The sequence below is a fragment of the Chloroflexota bacterium genome (assembly GCA_026708035.1).
Taxonomy (GTDB): domain Bacteria; phylum Chloroflexota; class UBA11872; order UBA11872; family UBA11872; genus JAJECS01.
In genome coordinates, this window is record JAPOVQ010000035.1 from 204,048 (window position 1) to 222,175 (window position 18,128).

Sequence of the window (18,128 nt, forward strand, 5' to 3'; positions counted from 1 at the left end):
GCTCGGGCTAAAACGCGTAGATGGCGAAGGCGCGATTCGCCTCGGCCATGCGATGCATCTCTTCACGGCGGCGCACCGCTCCGCCCTGTCCGGAAGCTGCATCAAGAAGTTCAAAGGCCAGGCGCTCGCGCATCGAGCGACCGGATCGCGCCCGTGCGGAGCTGATGAGCCAGCGCACGGCCAGGGAGTATCGGCGGTCGCCGCGAATCTCGACCGGCACCTGATAGGTCGCACCGCCAACCCGGCGCGGCTTGACTTCGATCTGCGGCATGACGTTGCGAATGGCCTCTTCGAAGGCGTCCAGCGCCGGCGTCCCGCCCCGCTCCTCGACGAGGTCGAAGGCGCCGTAGACGATGGCCTGCGCCTTGGCCTTGTAGCCGTGGCGCATCAGCTTGTTGATGAAGCGCTCCACCGTCCGGTTGTTGTATTTCGGATCGGGGGCGGTCATTCGCCGCTCGGGGCGCTTCCGACGAGGCATGGTTGCTAGATCTCCTGGTTAGTGGGGTTGGCCGCGGGTTTCAGTCAGCCGTAGGCGGTGAGGGGCCGACGATTGCTCCACGGGAGAGCTACCCCTATGCGCCGCGCCTGGTGCCGTACTTTGACCGCCCTTGCTTGCGATTCTCGACGCCCGTGGCATCCAGAGGTCCTCGTACGACGTGGTAACGCACGCCGGGCAGGTCCTTGACGCGTCCGCCGCGAATCAGGACGACCGAGTGCTCCTGGAGTTGGTGACCTTCACCCGGAATGTAGGCCGTGACCTCCATCCCGTTCGACAACCGAACCCGCGCCACCTTCCGCAGCGCCGAGTTCGGCTTGCGCGGCGTGACGGTGCGCACCAGCGTGCACACGCCGCGCTTTTGGGGCGCCCCGCGCGTGCGCACCATGCGCCGCCGCAGCCCGTTATAGGCGAAGTGCAGCGCAGGCGCCGTCACTTTGCGCCGTGACTTGCGCCGACCCTTGCGAACAAGCTGGTTTATCGTTGGCACACGACCACCAAGGTCTGTCGAATTAGGGGCACGACAAAACAGGACGCGCTTCGGCGTCCACCCGGCACGCTATCACTGTGCACGGTCTCCGTCAACGTCCGCGTCGCCATTCTCGGCTTCGGACACGGGCACGTCCTGAACGTTGGCCTCCTCGATCGGGTCATCGGCGCCCGAACTCAGGAACGCGGAAAACTGGTCGGCCGCGGCGCTGGGGCGCTCGGGAATCCCGGCGAGCAGCGCCCGGTCATCGTCGCCTTCGCCGGCCAGGGCCTGCATCAGGCTGTCGATCGCTCGACCGTCGCCGTCGTCGGCCGCCTCCGCGCCGGAACCGACCGCTGCCAGCACGCCTTCGCCGTCAACATCATCAGCCAGCAGCGAATCGGCATCGCCTTCGCCGGCCGTGATCAACGTGCCTTCGTGATACCGCTTCCATCCGGTGCCGGCCGGAATCAGCTTGCCGATAATCACGTTCTCCTTCAGGCCGTGGAGGTGATCGGTCTTGCCCTCGACGACGGCCTCGGTGAGCACCCGCGTCGTGTCCTGGAACGATGCCGCGGCCAGGAAGCTCTCATTGTTGAGCGACGCCTTGGTGACGCCGAGCAACACCCAGCGAGCGGTCGCCGGACGCTGCCCCTCGGCAACGGCCTTTTCGTTGGCCTCGTCGAACACGTGTCGATCGATCAGGGTGCCGGGCAGCATGTCGGTGTCGCCGGGCATCTCGATCAGGACGCGCCGGAGCATCTGCCGCACGATCACCTCGATGTGCTTGTCGTTCACGGCCACACCAACGATGCGGTACACCGACTGGACCTGCTGCACGACATAGCGCTGCAGCGCCTCGCGACCGCGCAGGCGCAAGATGTCCTGTGGATTGAGCGGACCCGCGGTGAGCTGCGCGCCCTTGGAGATGAGTTGGCCACTCTGCACGCGAATCTCCGCGGCCGGGGACACGGGGTATTCGAGGGTTTCCTCGGACTCCGACCGAAGCACGATCTGGCCGTCGCGCACGCTGACCACGCCGTCGCTGGTCGCCCGCGGACCGGCGCCCGCGACGCTGGCCAGCGCCCGCTTGCTGATCGTCTTCGACTTGCTCTTGGCCTTGCGGGCCAGCAAGTCCTCCGCCTGCTCGCGTGGCAACGCGAGGGTCACGTCCTTCGCGACCTCGTCGCCGTCCTCCACTATCGGCACAAAGCCTTCGGCGAGCTCGTAGACCTGTTCATGGATGTGCGCCGACACGACGCGAATCACCTTGCGATCGTCTTCCTCGATGATCTCGGCCGTGCCCTCGAGATCGCTCATCACGGCCACGCCCTTGGGAACGCGGGCCTCGAAGAGCTCCTCGACGCGCGGCAGTCCCTGCACGCGGTCCGTGATGTCCGTGCCCATCACCACTCCGCCCAGGTGGAAGGTGCGCATGGTCAACTGCGTCGCCGGCTCGCCCATGGACTGAGCGGCGATGATGCCGACCGCCGCGCCCTCCTCCACCAGCTCATGCCGGGCCAGGTCCATGCCGTAGCACCGCTGGCAGACGCCGCGCGCATTGCGGCAGTTCATGACGGAGCGGGCGAAGACTTCGCCCACCCCGGCGTCGTCGATCGCCCGGCTGAGATGTCGGTCGACCATGACGTCCGCCGGCACGATGATCTCCCCGGTGTCCGGATGGACCACCGGCCCCAGGGTGAAGCGACCAAAGGCGCGATCGCCCACCGAGCCTTCAACCTGCTCGGGGTCCGCCGTGACGATGTGGTCGCCTTCCGTGGCTCCACAGTCCTCGCCCATCACGATCACGTCTTGCGCCACGTCCACCAGGCGCCGGGTGAGATAGCCGCTGTCGGCGGTTCGCAAGGCCGTATCGGCCAGGCCCTTGCGCGCGCCGTGAGTCGAAATGAAGTACTCCAGCACGCTCAGGCCCTCGCGGAAGTTGGCGCGCACCGGCATCTCGATGATCTGACCCGTCGGGTCGGACATGAGGCCGCGCATCCCGGAAACCTGTCGAATCTGGTCGAAATTCCCCTTGGCCGCGCCGGAGTTCCCCATCATGTAGACGGGGCCGAGCCGGTCGAGATACTCGGGCACGGCCGCGGTCACCCGTTCCATCGCCTCGGTCCACTTCTGGACCGTCAGCTTGTAACGCTCGCGGTCCGTGATGAACCCGTCGCTGTAGCTGCGCTCGATCTCGGCCACGTCCGCGTCGGCGCCGGCCAGCACGTCGTGCTTGACCGGTGGAATCACCAGGTCGAACACACCCATCGTCACGCCCGAGCGCGTGGCCCAGTACATGCCAATGTCCTTCACGCGGTCGGCCACCTCGGCGGTCGCCTCGATGCCGCTGGAGAAGAAGGCCCCGGCCAACACGCGACGCAGCCCGCCCTTGTCGAGCCGCTCGTTGACGAACCGCAAATCGCGCGGCAACGCGATGTTGAAGATGATTCGTCCGATCGTGGTCTCGATGAACGCCGGCGACGGCGGCTGGTCCTCCGGCACCGGAAAGTCCTGCGCCGTAACCCGCAGATTGATCTTGGCGTGCAGATGCACCGCGCCGTGCTCGAAGGCCAGCAGGGCGTCGCCAAAATCGGCGAACGTTCGGCCTTCGCCCAAAGCGCCCTCAACCATCTCCGTCAGGTAATAGGCGCCAAGCGCCATGTCCTTGGTCGGCGCGATGATCGGCGCACCGTCCGCCGGCGACAGCACGTTGAGCGTGCTCTTCATGATGTAGCGGGCCTCGTCTTGCGCGGCCCGGCTCAGCGGCACGTGCACCGCCATCTGGTCGCCGTCGAAGTCGGCATTGAAGGCCGTGCATACGAGCGGATGGATCTGAATCGCGCTGCCCGTCACCAGCACGATGTCGAACGCCTGAATGCCGAGCCGGTGCAGCGTCGGCGCGCGATTCAGCAGCACCGGGTGGTCCTGCGTGACTTCCGCGAGCGCATCCCACACCACGGGCTCGGGGTGCTCGACCATGCGTTTGGCGCTCTTGATGTTGCTGGCATGCCCGTAGTCCACGAGCTTGCGCATGACGAATGGCTTGAATAGCTCCAGCGCCATCTTGGTGGGCAGGCCGCACTGGTTCAGCTTCAGGTGCGGGCCGACCACGATCACCGAGCGGCCCGAATAGTCCACGCGCTTGCCCAGCAAGTTCTGGCGGAATCGCCCTTGCTTGCCGCGCAGCTGATCGCTCAGCGACTTGTAGGGATGGTTGGACGAGCCGGTGACCGCGCGACCGCGCCGGCCGTTGTCGATCAGCGCATCCACCGCCTCTTGGAGCATCCGCTTCTCGTTGCGCACGATGATCTCGGGCGCGCCAAGCTCCACCAGCCGCTTGAGCCGGTTGTTGCGGTTGATCACGCGGCGGTAGAGATCGTTCAGGTCACTGGTTGCAAACCGTCCGCCATCGAGCTGCACCATGGGCCGGATATCCGGCGGCAGCACGGGCAGCACCGACAGGATCATCCACTCCGGGCGATTGCCCGAGCGGCGAAACGCCTCAACGACCTTGAGGCGCTTGGTCGCCTTCTTGCGCCGCTGGATCGACGGCGACTCGATTTCCTCGCGCAGCTCGGCCGCCAGGGAATCAAGATCGACGTTGCCGATCAACTCAACGACGGCCTCGGCGCCGATGCCGGCGCGGAAGACCTCGCCACAGGTGTGGCTGAGCTGCTGGTAGCGCGGCTCGCTCAGGAGCTGGTGCAGCTCCAGGGTCGTCAGATCGTCGGCGCGCGTCTGATAGAACTCGCGGGTGCCCGCAATCCGGGACGCGCGCTCTTCCTCCAGCCCCATGGCTTCCTGGTCGGCCTCTCGCCGCCGCGCCAGCTTGGTAGCGCCAAACCGCTCGTTGGCTGAGGCGACGGCAGTCTCGGCCGCCGCCTCGATGGCTGCCAGCGACTCGGCATTGATGGCGTCACCGGCGGCGATGATCGGCTCGTCAAGCCAGCTCAGCCGGATCTCTTCCTCGGCATTGCTGCCGCTCTCGGCAACCGGCGTGAGACGCGCAACGGTTGTTTCGGCCTCCTCGTGCAGCCGGTCGACTTCACCTTCGAGCTGCTCGTCCAGCTTCGTGATCTGCTCGGCCGTCTCCGCCTCGAGATCCTCCGCCCGCTGGGCCATCTCGGCCTGGACCTCCGCCTCGCGCGCCGCCAGGTCGTCATCGATGCGACCCAACGCCGCGTCGCGCTCGGCTTCGTCAAACTCCGTCACGATGAACGACGCGAAGTAGACGATCTTCTCCAGATCGCGCGGAGTGATGTCCAGGATCTGCCCAATCCGGCTCGGCGTACCCTTCAGGAACCAGATATGAGTCACGGGGGCGGCCAGCTCGATGTGGCCCATGCGCTCGCGCCGCACCCGCGAACGGGTGACCTCCACGCCGCACTTGTCGCAGATGATGCCGCGATAGCGGATCTTCTTGTACTTGCCGCACGAGCATTCCCAGTCCTTCGTCGGACCGAAGATGCGCTCGCAGAACAATCCGTCACGCTCCGGCTTGAGCGTTCGGTAGTTGATGGTCTCCGGCTTGATGACCTCGCCGTAGGACCACGACCGAACTTGCTCCGGCGATGCGAGGCGGATACGGATCGCGTTGAACTTGTTTACCTCAAGCACGCTCGTTTTGCCTCCTACAGCCGGTATTCACGGCCCTGAATGTTGATGCCGTCCAGGTCCGGCAACATGTCATGTGTGTGCTCGACCACTAGCGGCACCTCTTCTTCGTATTCGTCCAGAATGTCCACCGCCACCCCCAGGCTCTGCAGCTCCTTGACGAGCACGCGGAAGGACTCGGGAATGCCGGGTTCCAGGATGGTTTCTCCCTTCACGATCGCCTCATAGGTCTTGACGCGACCGAGGATGTCGTCGGACTTCACGGTGAGCATTTCCTGCAGCGTGTGAGCGGCGCCGTAGGCCTCCAGCGCCCACACCTCCATTTCGCCGAATCGCTGGCCGCCCATTTGCGCCTTGCCGCCGAGCGGCTGCTGTGTGATCAGCGAGTAGGGCCCCGTCGACCGGGCGTGGATCTTGTCGTCCACCATGTGTCCGAGCTTCATCATGTAGATCACGCCCACGACGACCTCCTGGTCGAACGGCTCGCCGGTGCGACCGTCGATCAGGCGCGCCTTGCCGTGCTCGGGCAGGTCGGCCTCCGCGAGCGCCGCGATGATGTCGGCCTCGTCGGCGCTGTCGAAGACCGGCGTGATCGCCCGGAAATCCATCTTGGCCGCCGCCCGGCCCAGGTGAGTCTCCAGCGACTGCCCCACGTTCATTCGCGAGGCCACCCCCAACGGATTGAGGATGAGATCGATGGGCGTGCCGTCTTCGAGGTGCGGCATGTCCTCTTGGGGCAGGATCATGGACACGACGCCCTTGTTGCCGTGACGTCCGGCCATCTTGTCGCCGACCATCAGCTTGCGCTTGGAGGCGACGCTCACCCGCACCATCTCGGTCACGCCGGCTTGCAGGTCGGCGGCGTCGGCGGCGGTGAAGCGCTTCACGTCGATCACCCGCCCGGACTCACCGGTCGGCAGGTGCTTCGACGTGTCCTTCACTTCACGCGCGTCGCGGCCAAAGATCGCGCGCAGCAGGCGGTCCTCGCCGCTGAGCTCGGTCTCTCCCTTCGGGGTGATCTTGCCGACCAGGATGTCGTCCGGTCCGACCTCGGCCCCCACGTAGACCACGCCGGTGTCGTCGAGGTTGCGCAGGCCTTCCTCGCTCTGATTGGGAATGTCCCGCGTGATCTCCTCGGGTCCCAGCTTGGTGTCGCGCGCTTCCACCTCGTACTGCTCGATGTGGATCGAGGTGAACACGTCGTCCTTCACCAGGCGTTCGCTGACGACGATCGCGTCCTCGTAGTTCCCGCCCTCCCAGAACATGAAGGCCACCAGGATGTTCTGGCCGAGCGAAAGCATGGTGTCGCTCGTCGCCATGCTCTCGGCGATCACCTGGTCGGCTTCGACCTTATCGCCGACCCGCACCACGGGCCGCTGGCTGATGCACGTGGCGGTATTCGAGCGCTCGAATTTGCGCAGCCGATAGGTGTGCTCGCCCTCGTCGGGATGCTCCACCACGATCTCGCGGGCGGTGACTTCGCGCACGGTGCCGTCCGCGACGGCGTTCACCATGTGCCCGGAGTCACGCGCGGCGCGAGTCTCCATGCCCGTGGCCACCAGCGGCGCCTCGGGCGTGATCAGCGGCACGGCCTGCCGCTGCATGTTGGCCCCCATCAGGGCGCGGTTGGCATCGTCGTGCTCCAGGAACGGAATCATGGCCGCCGGCACGCTCACGATCTGCTGCGGCGAGGCGTCGATGAATTCGACCTCGGCCACGGGAGACTCGTGGATCTGCGCCCCATGGCGCACGGACACGCGGTCGGCGGCGAACTCGCCGTTTGGCTTCAACGTCGCGTTCGCCTGGGCAATCGTGAACTGCTCCTCGGCGTCGGCGGTCATGTACTCGATCTCATCCGTGACCCACGGGCGCACCGGGATCTCGGCGTCGCCATTCGCGGCAGCCAGGGTGTCCGCCGCCTCGGGCGTGATCTCTGCGCCGGCGGCTATCAGCACGTCGCCGCCATCCGGTCCGTGAATTGGCTTAGTGGCGGTTCGGCCGGCGAGCGCCGCCGCATCCGACGCCGGCACGCTGTGGGCCACGCGGCGGTACGGCGTTTCGATGAACCCATACGGATTCACCTTGGCGAACGTGGCCAGGGTGTTGATCAAGCCGATGCTCGGACCCTCCGGCGTTTCGATCGGACACACGCGGCCGTAGTGGCTGTAGTGCACGTCCCGCACGTCGAATCCCGCGCGCTCGCGCGAGAGCCCGCCGGGTCCCATGGCGCTGAGGCGACGCTTGTGCCCAAGCTCGGCCAGCGGATTGGCCTGGTCCATGAACTGCGACAGCTGGCTGCCGCCGAAGAATTCCTTGATCGCGGCGGTCACGGGCCGCGTGTTGATGAGCCCTGAGGGCGTCGCCTCCGCGGCGTCCTGAATGCTCATCCGTTCCTTGATCACGCGCTCCATCCGGAGTAGCCCGATCCGGAACTGCTCGGCCAGCAGCTCGCCAACCGCGCGGACGCGCCGGTTGCCGAGGTGGTCGATGTGGTCGGGCTGTCCCTGCACCACATTCAGGCGGACGATCTCCCGCACAATGGCCAGCAGATCCTCCGGCCGCAGCGTGCGCGTTTCGTCGTCGGGATCGGCGCTCAGCCGCTTGTTGAGCTTGTATCGCCCAACGGGGCCAAGGTCATAGCGGCGAATGGTGAAGAACGTCTGCTCAATCAGGGCGCGGGCGTTGTCCACCGTGGCCGGGTCGCCGGGTCGCAGCCGGTGGTACAGCTCGATGAGGCCGTCTTCGTGGCTCAAGGCGGTATCGCGCCGCGTGGTGGCATCGCCGATGGTGGACCGGATGAACTGGTGATCCGGGTCCGTGTCGATATCGGCGAACAGGTCCAACAGCACGTCGTCCGCCCCCCACTCCGACGAGATCGCGCGCAGGAACGTGGTCACCGGAATGCGTCGCTTGCGGTCGATCTTCACCCCGATCAGGTTCTGGCTCGCGGTTTCGAACTCGAGCCAGGCGCCACGCTTCGGGATCAGCTTGGCGCCGAATCGACGCCTCCCGGTGGCCGGGTCGTCTTCCGCCGAGAAGTACACGCCAGGCGAGCGCACGAGCTGGCTCACGACCACTCGCTCCGCGCCGTTGTAGATGAACGTGCCCTGGCTGGTCATGAGCGGGAAGTCGCCCATGTAGACCGTCATCTCTTTGATCTCGTCGGTTTGCTTGTTGTGCAGCCGAGCCTTGACGCGCAGCGGCGCCTGATAGGTGCGGTCGGCCTCGCGGCATTGCTCTTCGGAATAGGCCGGCGTGTCGAACGGCTCGTCCGGCACCTCGAAGTGCAACTCGAGGTTGCGCCCGGTGAAATCCTGAATCGGTGAAATCTCGGCGAACAGCTCCCGCAGATATTCCTCTTTGAACCGGTTGAACGACTCGACCTGCAGATCGATGAGGTTCGGCGGGTCGATCAGACTTCGAGTCTTGCCGTAATACCGGGCCTCTACCTGCGATGCCGCACCGTTGTTAGCCATGGAGCCTCAGCTTCTCAGGTCCGGCGAATGTGCCGGACGTATACCGTCGTGAATCCAATCGGCCCGGGTCCAAGACGAGCAAGCGCGCGCCGGGCCTTGATGCACGCTCGCGGTGCAGGGTCGACATCCACGTCCCATCAGACGCAATCGCCCAACGTTCGCTAATGGCCTCGCCTTGTCAGTCGCAAATCCAACACCCCGAATTGGGAATTATCTGAAGACAGCACAAAACACCCAGAGCGGCCTGAAAACCGCCTGGGTGATAGACCTATTCGATTCGCCCTAGCGCAAGCTGGGCGCAAAATCCCCGCACGTCACCATAAGCTTAGCAGGCCGCCAATGGCCGTCAAAGGTCGTCCGACCTGGGCAGTTGGCGACTGTAAGTTCGTCTTTCCCGCGCAGGGAGACTCTTGCGCCCCCCGGTGTGGATTGGAGAGCGGGCCCGATCCCCTCTCCCTCGATGGGACAGGATTAGGGTGAGGGTGATCCGAGGCTTGGCCCCGGTGTGGTTTGGAGAGCGGGTCCGATCCCCTCTCCCTCGATGGGAGAGGGTGAGGGTGAGGGTGATCCGAGGCTTGGCCGTGGGATGTCGATCTCATTTTGCGGAGGCCTCCCAAGGCTGGCATCCATCCCCTTAGGCCAATGCCCGCCTACCCAAGCTCCCCCTGAAGCTGCCGGCCACCGAGCACGTGCAGGTGCACGTGGCCCACGGACTGCGCCCCGTGGCGTCCGTGATTCACGGCCACCCGATAGCCCGACGCATGCACGCCTTCCATCCGCGCCACCGTCGCGGCGGCGGTGAGCAGGCGTCCTGCCAGGTCGGGATCGTCCCGCAGGCCGTCAAGACCCGACACGTGCCGACGCGGCACAACCAGGACGTGCACGGGGGCCTGGGGCGCGATGTCGCGAAATGCGAACACCGCGTCGTCCGCATAGACCTGATCCGACGGGATGCCCCCCGCCACGATCTTGCAGAACAAACAGTCGGCGACAGCGTCTGCCAAACCTGTCCCATTTGCCGTCATGGTGCGGCTCCCATTGGTCGAGACTCTGGCGTGACCCGTCCGTCATTCCCGCGAAGCCTGTCCCCGCGTAGGCGGGGAGCGGGATTCCATCCGTCGGTCAACCGAAAAGCCCACTCATCTATTCAAGAGTCTCCCGCCGGCGGCACGCTGAGGTTAAGGCATTCCCACCCATCCCGGCACAACACGCTCTCGACATCGAGTCCATGGTGGGCAACCGCCTCCTGCATCTCGGCGCTCCTGGCCGACGTGATGCCCCCCAGGATCACGCGACCGTCTCGGCGCACGGCGGCGCGGTAGTGGTCGAGACTGCGCAGGTGCGTGTCAGCCACAATGTTGGCCACCACGATGTCCGCCGCGTCGCAACTGTGGAGCGGCAGCCGTCCCTGCACCACCGACACCCGGTCGCCACAACCGTTCTTGGCCACGTTGGCCCGCGCCGTCCGCACAGCGTCCGCATCGGTGTCGACGGCGCGCACGCGCCGCGCACCGCTCAGGGCCGCGACGATCGCCAGGACACCGGAGCCCGTGCCCACGTCGATGACGTCGTGCCCGGGACCGACCGCTCCCTCGAGGACCTCTACCGCCAGTTGCGTGGTTGGATGCAGCCCGGTGCCGAACGCCATGCCGGGATCGAGCCGAATCACCTGGCGGTCTCCGTCTGGCGCATCCGTCCACGAAGGCGCGATCACGAAGCAGCGGCCGACGGTGAACGGGCGGTAGAACGCTCGCCATTCGTTCAGGTATTGCTCGGGTCGCACCCACCGGACGTGCGGCGTTCGCAGGGTCGAGGCGCCGGTGGCGCCGAGATGCCACAGCGCGCGCTCGAGGGCCTCACGCGTCGACTGGCACTCCGGACCGTCGGCGACGTAGGCCCGTACGGTCACCTGGCCATGCGCGTCGTCCGCCGAGTGCTCCACGGCCAGCGCCGGTCCCACCCACCGACCGAGCTCGATTCGCACGTCGTCGGCGTCCGAAGGATCGACATTGACCGAGATCTCGAGCCAGCGCTGGCTCACCGAAATGCGGCGCGTGCCTTCTCGACGAAGCTTCGGCCATCGGCATCGCGCCCGGCGGGCAGCGACTCCCGCAGCTGTTCCAGCACCTGCCGCTGGTCCGACGACAGCTTCTTGGGAACCACCACCTTGACCGTGATGCGCTGATCGCCCCGTCCCGATCCGCGATACCGCGGCACGCCGCGGCCGCGCAGCTTGAGCACCGTGCCGGGCTGCGTGCCGGCCGGGACCGTCACGGTTTCCTCACCGTCGACCGTCGGAATCTCCACCGTGCTCCCAAGGGCGGCTTCGGCGATGTTGAGCGCGAGATCGCTCACGATGTCGTCGCCCTCCCGCTCGAGCTGCGGATGAGGCTCGACCTCAATCGCGACATAGAGATCTCCCGGCGTGCCGCGATTTCTGCCGTGATCGCCGGCGCCCGAGAGACGCAACTCGGTGCCGGGCGCCAACCCGGCGGGAATCTCAATTTCCCGGCTCATGGCACGGCGCTCCAGCCCGGTGCCGCGGCACCCGGAGCACGGCTCCGTGATCTCGCGCCCCTCGCCGTGGCAGCGCGGACACGTCGCGACATTCACGAACTGTCCGAAGAGCGATTGCTGAGTCCGTTGCACCTGCCCGGCGCCTCGACACATCCGGCAAGTTGTCGGCTTGGTGCCCGGCTCGGCGCCATCGCCCCCGCAGGCGCCGCACGGCTCGTGGCGCTCGTAGTCGACCACCTTCGTCGCGCCGAACACCGACTCGATGAAGTCCATCGCCACGACGGCGCGAAGATCGCCGCCGCGATGCTCCGTTCTGCGGGTGCGCGAGGTGCCGCGCCCGAAGAACGCGTCGAAGATGTCACCGACGCCGGCGAAGTCGTCGACCCCGGCCCCGAATCCGCCGCGCGCGTCGGCGTGTCCGAAGCGGTCATACATCTGCCGCTTCTCCGCGTCGCGCAACACCTCGTAGGCCTCGTTGATCTGCTTGAACTTGGCGTCGGCATCCGGCGCCTTGCTGACGTCCGGGTGGTATTCACGCGCCAGCTTGCGGAAGGCACGGCGAATCTCGGCTTCGGAGGCGTCTCGACCGACCCCCAGCACGTCGTAGTAGTCGGGCTTGCTGCTCACTGGCGCGCCACCGTTCGCCGTTAGCCCACGCCGCCGTCGGCCGGTTTCGCGTCATCCGAGGCCGTCGACTCGGCCTCCGACTCCAGGCTGGCCGCCGGCGCCGATTTGACGAGCGTCGGACGCAACACCCGGTCGTGCATGCGATAACCGCGCTGCAGCTGCTCGGCCACCGCCATCGGACCGTCGCCGTCGTCCGACATCACCACCTCGTGGATCGCGGTGTCGATGGCGTCGCCGCGTTTGCACTCGATCGGCGTGACGCCGTGCGCTTCCAGCGCGCCCAGCAGCTGAGCCTGCGTCAGCGCGATCCCGTCCACCCAGCTCAGCAACCGCAGTTCGCTCGGCAGCGACTGAAACGCGCGTTCGAATCCGTCAATCACCCGCAAGATGTCGAACGCGATCGCCATGTTGGCGAACGAGGCGCGTTCCCGCGCGTCGGCCTCAGTGCGTCGCCGGTAGTTGGCGAAGTCGGCCTGCACCCGCGTGAGTCGATTGAGAAGATCCCGATGTCGCCGTTCGAGATCGGGCGCCTCGTCGGTCGACGGCTCGGACGATCCCGCATCGGCCTCTGGCTGATCCGCGGAGCCCGACGCCGCACGGCGATCGGTCACGCGAATGGTCGGACGATCGTCGTCGTCGACCCGTGGCGCCTGGTCGTCCGGCGCCTCAGATTCACGAGGTTCGGCTTCCGCCATGCCTATCGGTTCTCCCCAGTGCTTCCGTGGGCCGCGGCCCCCGGGCCCAGTGCCTTCAGCCGAGGCATTATCCATGCCCGCGCGTAGCGGAGTTGTGAATTTCCGCGTCCGCAGTCGAGCCATGCACCTCGGCGACCGGCGCCGACGACCGCTAGCCGCCGTCCCGTTGAATTCTGACGTCACCTGGCACGACGACAAAATCGGCCCGGCTCACGGACTGCGAACCGACAAGAACCTCGACGCTCCATTGCCCCGCGGCGGCGGTTGGCGGAAGGAAGAACCAAAAGCCATACGTCGCTCGCGGCGAGGCTTGCACCGGATCGGTGAGAAAGCGGCCGATCTCACGATCTCCCTCGTTCCAGCGAATGCCGAGGCGTGTGCCGTCGGCGATGTCGGTGAATTCGATGGAAATACTCACCCGCTCGCCGGGGTGGAATTGGAGCGTTGGCTCCACCGCACGTTGGGCAGAGTCGAGATCGAGCGCCAGCGTCACGGATTCGATGTTGGCCGATTCGTTCGCGGCGGGCTCGATCGTCGGCGTCGGAGTCGGCGTCTCCTCCTCGGCAGCCTCCGGTGTCGCTTCCGCCTCACCGGCCGGCGATGGCGCGGGCTCCGCGGGCAGCGGCTGTCCGGGCGGGGCAATGCGCCACACGATGCCGCGTCCCTCGAGCAAATAGATGCTGCCGTCATTGGCGATTGCGATATCGATGGCGGTGAACAGCGGAATTTCGCCGGCCGGTCCACCCGGCTGTCCCGAACCCGTCGGGTCGCCGGCGATCACGCGCGCGGCGCCACCGCCAACGGCCGTCACCGTCCCCGCTCCGCTTTCGACCACGTAGAACCCACCGGCAGCGTCTGCCGCGAGCCCAATGGGAGCCTCGATGCGGACCGACCCCGCCGGTCCCGTGTCGGGCGCGGTGGTGTCCGACGAGCCGGCGGCAAGCTCGATAGTTCCATCGCGGCGCAAGCGGCGCACGACACCCGCTTGCAGCTGCGAGATCAGCACGTCGCCGCCGGCGTCGACCACCGCGCGCTGGGGAAAACCGACCGCTGCCGCCGTGCCGGGTCCGCCGTCGCCGCCCGAGCCGAAGTTGCCGGTGCCGGCAATGGTGACGATGGTTCCATCGCGTTCCACGCGGCGCACCCGATGATCCGGCGCGTCGACCACGTACAGCCGTCCCGACGGATCCAGCGCCACGCCAACCGGCTCGGTGAGTGACGCGAAGGCCGCCGGGCCGCCGTCGCCGCCTGAGCCCGGAGCGCTGACGCCGACCATCGTGCCGATCACGCCTTGGGGAGTAACCCGCCGCACGCGGAAGTTGCCGGCGTCGGCAATGTAGAGCGCGCCTTGCGCGTCGACGGTGACGTGGTGCGGGCGATTCAGCTGCGCCGCCGTCGCCAGGCCGCCGTCGCCCGAGAATCCCGGACTCCCGTTCCCCGCCACGGTCCGCACGGTGCCGTCAAGCTCGATGCGCCGAATGCGGTGGTTGCCGGTGTCGGCCACGAGCACGCGCCCGGCACTGTCCACGGCAATGCCGCGAGGCGTGGTGAACTGGGCGTCCGCCCGCGAGCCTCCTTCGCCGTCGTAGCCCGGTTCGCCGCGGCCCGCGAACACCTCGGCAATCAGCTCCGCGGCAACCGGCGGCGGCAGCGCCTGGGACGGAGCCGGCGGCTGATACGGCGGGGCCGCCGGCGCTTCGGGCTCGGCGGGAATCTGGGCAATGGGAACCAGCGCCCGCAGCCGGCGCGTGCCCTGCTCGACCACGAGCAATTCGCCGCGCGTGGTCACCGTCACGTCGGCCGGCAGCTCCAACCGGGTGTCAACGGCCAGGCGGCCGGATGCCGATGGCTGTTGAATGTCACCGGCGATCGTGGTGATGCCGCCGCTGGGGTCAATGCGTCGGACGCGCCGGTTGTTCCAATCCGCGACAAACACGTTGCCGTCGGTATCGACGGCCACGGCTTGAGGCCCGTGAAGCTGGGCGCTCACCGCCGAGCCGCCATCGCCCCCCATCCCAGGCTCGCCGGTGCCGGCGAGCGTGTGGATGGCCGCGACGCTGCTCTGACCGGATACGCGACGAATCCGGTTCCCGCCAAGCTCGGCAATGAGGATGTTGGCAAATGCGTCGACATCCACATCGACGGGCTGATTCAACTGCGCGTTTGCGGCGGCGCCACCGTCCCCCGCGCTGCCGGCGATGCCGGTGCCCGCCATGGTTGTCACCACGCCGTCCGGGCCGATGCGTCGCACGCGGTGCGCCGCGCGTTCGGCAATGAACAGCGTGCCCTCGCCGTCCAGCGCCATGCCGGCGTTGCCCGCCAGGCGGGCCAGGCTCGCCGGTCCTCCGTCGCCCTCGATCCCCGGCTGCCCGTCGCCAATCACCGTCGTGATCGTGCCGTCGATCGCCACCCGTCGAACTCGGTGCAACTCGGCGATGAGCAGTACTCCGGCGCCGTCAACCAGCAGCCGGGTCGGCTCGGTGAGCTCGGCCTGCATCGCTGGACCACCGTCACCGGCGGATCCGCGAATGCCCGTGCCGGCCACGGTCTGAATCACGCCGTCGGCGCCGATGCGCCGCACGCGATTCGCCTGAGGGTCCGAGATATAGACCCGGCCCTGAGGATCCACCGTCACGCCGCCGATGCTTCGGAACTGCGCCAGCGCGGCCGGCTGCCCATCGCCGGCATCGCCGAAGTTGCCGCTGCCGGCAAGATCAATGACCACCAGCGGGAGTTGCACGGCCGGCGGCAAGCTCGACACGGCCAGCGGGAGATATGGCGTCGCGACTGGCGGATCGGTCCGCGCAGGCTCCGCAGTCTGCACCGGATCTTGGCCGTCGCCGAACCCACCGATATCGCATCCCGTTGCCGCAATGGCAGCCATGGCCCCCACGAGCAACTGCCGCCGCGTCAACCGACGCCTTTGCCGGTTCCTACGCGACATCGCCCCGCATCACAATTCGCAGCGTGCGCATCAGAATTCGAAGATCGAACAGCAAGGACCAGTTTTCCACGTAGTACAGGTCATATCGCGTACGCTCGTCGATTGACGAATTGCCGCGCAACCCATTGACCTGTGCCCAACCGGTCATCCCGGCGCGCTCACGGTGACGGACCATATAGCGAGAATACTCGCGCTCGAACTGGCGCACGTAGGACGTCCGCTCGGGCCGTGGGCCCACAAGGCTCATGTCCCCACGTATCACGTTGATCAGCTGCGGCAGTTCATCGATCCAGTAGCGCCGGAGCCAGCGACCAACGCGAGTGATCCGCGGATCGTTCGCAACGGTCCATGTCTGGCCGCTGAGTTCCGCGTCGCGGTGCATCGTCCGAAACTTGACGATCGGAAATCGCCGCTGATCGCGACCGACGCGCTGCTGGACGTAGAACACGGGCCCGGCAGAGTCCAAGCGGATGGCGAGCGCGACCAGCACCATCGGAACCGACAAGACGACCATTCCGAACATCGCGCCCGCGAGGTCCAGCGAGCGCTTGGTGAATCGGCGCAGCCCCTGGAGCCGAACGTCGTTGACGGCCATCAACGGCAGCCCGCGAATCCCGCCCGTGGTCACCGGCGACACCATCAGCTGGAACAAGTCCGGCAGCAGCCACACGTCGGTAAACGACGCCTCGGTCTGCTCAAGAATGCCCAGCAGCGCGTCGTGCGAAAGCGACGGGATAGCCACCACCACCTTGTCGACCTGGTGCTCGCTCAGCACGCCCGCCAGCGAGTCCACGCGACCCAGCACCGGCACTTGCTGGCCGCCGGCGGTCACCGAAGTGGCAAAGTCGTCCACAAAGCCGACCACCCGGAATCGCCGCGTGCGCTCGTCAAACAGCCGCGCCAGCACCTCGGTGCCCTCGGTTCCAGCCCCGACCACGATGACGCGCGTGATCCCGATGCCGAAGCGATTCAGCGCCTGCCGCACCCCGATGAGCAGTGATCGTCCGACAACCACCAGCACGATGCCGGCCAGCCACATGTACGCCACGAGCAGGCGCACGAATTCGAGTCGATCCTGGATCACGAAAAACGTGGCGGCCACCGTGAGCAGCGCGCCGACGGTGACCGCCCCGGCCGTTCGCACAACCCGATCCAGCGGACCTGCCGTGCGATGCCGCGTGTACAGGCCGAGGGCGAGCCCAGCCAGGACGCTCGCAACCGTGAAGGTGAGGTTGACCGGCACGAAGAAGAGAAACCGGTTCGACGCCACTTCGGGCCCCCACCCCAACCGGAATCGCACGACGTACGCGATGGCGGTGGCCGCGAGCAACGCCGCAACGTCCAAGGCCACCGTTCCCGTGGCCTCGAGTCCCTCCCAGTTGCGTCGAACCCAGGTCAACTCACTGCCCCCTTGCGCCGACCCAGCGCCAACATTTGGCGAGCGACTTGGCGGGCAACGGCGCCAAGCGCTAGGACGACGATCGCGGCGGTGACGACCGCCCGCAGCCAAACACCGTCACGTTGCCGGTGCTTCCGATAGTAAAGCCAAATGGCTCGATAGAATTCCACTCGCGCACGGACGGCGCGCTGCCGCGTTGATTGCCGCTTGAGGTGCCGCACCACCACCGACGGCACGAAGAGGGTCGGCCAGCCGGCCTGTCGAATGCGATATCCGAGGTCGAGGTCTTCGCCGTAGGTGAAGAACTGCGGGTCGAAGCCGCCGACCCGGCGAAAGGCCTCGGCGCGCACCAGCATGCACGCGCCGGAAACCGCGTCCACCATTGCTTCGCGTCTGGAGGAAGGCGCAACGTTATAGGGCCGCACACCGCGCGGCGGCAGGCGGCGAGGCCAGCGGAGCAAGCGCAATGCCGCGGAGGCAGGCGTCGGAAACGAGCGGCACGCCGCCGGGTCCAACGATCCATCGGCCAGCTCGAGCCGCGGCCCCAGGATGCCCAGCGCGGGATCGGCATCGCCGCGCTCCACCAGGCGCCGGAGTCCGAGCGGCGTGAACTCCGTATCGGGATTGAGGAACAGCAACCACCGTCCCCGTGCGCGCGAAGCGGCAAGATTGTTGCCCCGGCCGAATCCCAGCTCGCGGCTGCCCCGAATCGCCTGCACGTCCGGCCGGGACACGATGCTGTCCCAGGTGCCGTAGCCGGAGCCGTTGTCCACCACCAAGACCTCCGCCGACAGCCCGCCGGTCGAGTCCGGGATAGTCGCCAGGCATCGCTGCAAGAGGTCGGGCACGTTGTACGTGACGATGATGATCGAGACATCCACGGTCATC

At 67.0% G+C, this 18,128-nt stretch carries 11 protein-coding genes; all 11 read right to left on the bottom strand.

Features of this window, described 5'->3' with window-relative positions:
• Nucleotides 1-7 precede the first annotated feature (7 nt).
• The 11 genes from rpsG to OXG33_14760 all read right to left on the bottom strand — a co-directional run bounded on the left by rpsG (nucleotide 8) and on the right by OXG33_14760 (nucleotide 18,127).
• A complete protein-coding gene (gene rpsG, locus OXG33_14710) occupies nucleotides 8-478 on the bottom strand; it encodes a 30S ribosomal protein S7 (GenBank protein ID MCY4115166.1) in 471 nt (156 codons plus the stop codon).
• 94 nt (nucleotides 479-572) lie between these two features.
• Nucleotides 573-986 carry a 30S ribosomal protein S12 gene (gene rpsL / locus OXG33_14715; GenBank protein ID MCY4115167.1) on the bottom strand — a complete coding sequence of 138 codons (414 nt, stop codon included), beginning with the start codon at nucleotides 984-986 and terminating at the stop codon, nucleotides 573-575.
• Nucleotides 987-1,058: 72 nt separating this feature from the next.
• Complete coding sequence (gene rpoC, locus OXG33_14720; GenBank protein MCY4115168.1) at nucleotides 1,059-5,585, bottom strand: DNA-directed RNA polymerase subunit beta'; 4,527 nt, start codon at nucleotides 5,583-5,585, stop codon at nucleotides 1,059-1,061.
• A gap of 14 nt (nucleotides 5,586-5,599) precedes the next feature.
• Entirely contained in the window at nucleotides 5,600-9,058 is a 3,459-nt protein-coding gene (locus OXG33_14725) for a DNA-directed RNA polymerase subunit beta (protein ID MCY4115169.1), read from the bottom strand.
• Nucleotides 9,059-9,708: 650 nt separating this feature from the next.
• Nucleotides 9,709-10,083: a histidine triad nucleotide-binding protein gene (locus OXG33_14730; GenBank protein ID MCY4115170.1), complete on the bottom strand. Its 375-nt coding sequence runs from the start codon at nucleotides 10,081-10,083 to the stop codon at nucleotides 9,709-9,711.
• A 122-nt stretch (nucleotides 10,084-10,205) separates the two neighbouring features.
• Nucleotides 10,206-11,099, bottom strand: a complete 894-nt coding sequence (locus tag OXG33_14735; GenBank protein ID MCY4115171.1) for a 50S ribosomal protein L11 methyltransferase — start codon at nucleotides 11,097-11,099, stop codon at nucleotides 10,206-10,208.
• A complete protein-coding gene (gene dnaJ / locus OXG33_14740) occupies nucleotides 11,096-12,202 on the bottom strand; it encodes a molecular chaperone DnaJ (protein MCY4115172.1) in 1,107 nt (368 codons plus the stop codon). Before dnaJ ends, OXG33_14735 begins: the two co-directional genes overlap by 4 nt.
• A gap of 20 nt (nucleotides 12,203-12,222) precedes the next feature.
• On the bottom strand, nucleotides 12,223-12,897 hold the full coding sequence (locus tag OXG33_14745; GenBank protein MCY4115173.1) for a nucleotide exchange factor GrpE: 675 nt from the start codon (nucleotides 12,895-12,897) through the stop codon (nucleotides 12,223-12,225).
• Nucleotides 12,898-13,048: 151 nt separating this feature from the next.
• On the bottom strand, nucleotides 13,049-15,781 hold the full coding sequence (locus OXG33_14750) for a hypothetical protein (protein ID MCY4115174.1): 2,733 nt from the start codon (nucleotides 15,779-15,781) through the stop codon (nucleotides 13,049-13,051).
• 49 nt (nucleotides 15,782-15,830) lie between these two features.
• Entirely contained in the window at nucleotides 15,831-17,240 is a 1,410-nt protein-coding gene (locus OXG33_14755) for an undecaprenyl-phosphate glucose phosphotransferase (protein ID MCY4115175.1), read from the bottom strand.
• Complete coding sequence (locus OXG33_14760) at nucleotides 17,237-18,127, bottom strand: glycosyltransferase family 2 protein (protein MCY4115176.1); 891 nt, start codon at nucleotides 18,125-18,127, stop codon at nucleotides 17,237-17,239. Before OXG33_14760 ends, OXG33_14755 begins: the two co-directional genes overlap by 4 nt.
• Nucleotide 18,128: the final 1 nt, after the last annotated feature.

Bases quoted from the DNA above. Each gene is read 5' to 3' on its own strand.
- rpsG (MCY4115166.1), bottom strand. From the start codon at position 478: ATGCCTCGTCGGAAGCGCCCCGAGCGGCGAATGACCGCCCCCGATCCG.
- OXG33_14745 (MCY4115173.1), bottom strand. From the start codon at position 12,897: ATGGCGGAAGCCGAACCTCGTGAATCTGAGGCGCCGGACGACCAGGCG.
- OXG33_14730 (MCY4115170.1), bottom strand. From the start codon at position 10,083: ATGACGGCAAATGGGACAGGTTTGGCAGACGCTGTCGCCGACTGTTTG.
- OXG33_14725 (MCY4115169.1), bottom strand. From the start codon at position 9,058: ATGGCTAACAACGGTGCGGCATCGCAGGTAGAGGCCCGGTATTACGGC.
- OXG33_14760 (MCY4115176.1), bottom strand. From the start codon at position 18,127: ATGACCGTGGATGTCTCGATCATCATCGTCACGTACAACGTGCCCGAC.
- OXG33_14750 (MCY4115174.1), bottom strand. From the start codon at position 15,781: ATGGCTGCCATTGCGGCAACGGGATGCGATATCGGTGGGTTCGGCGAC.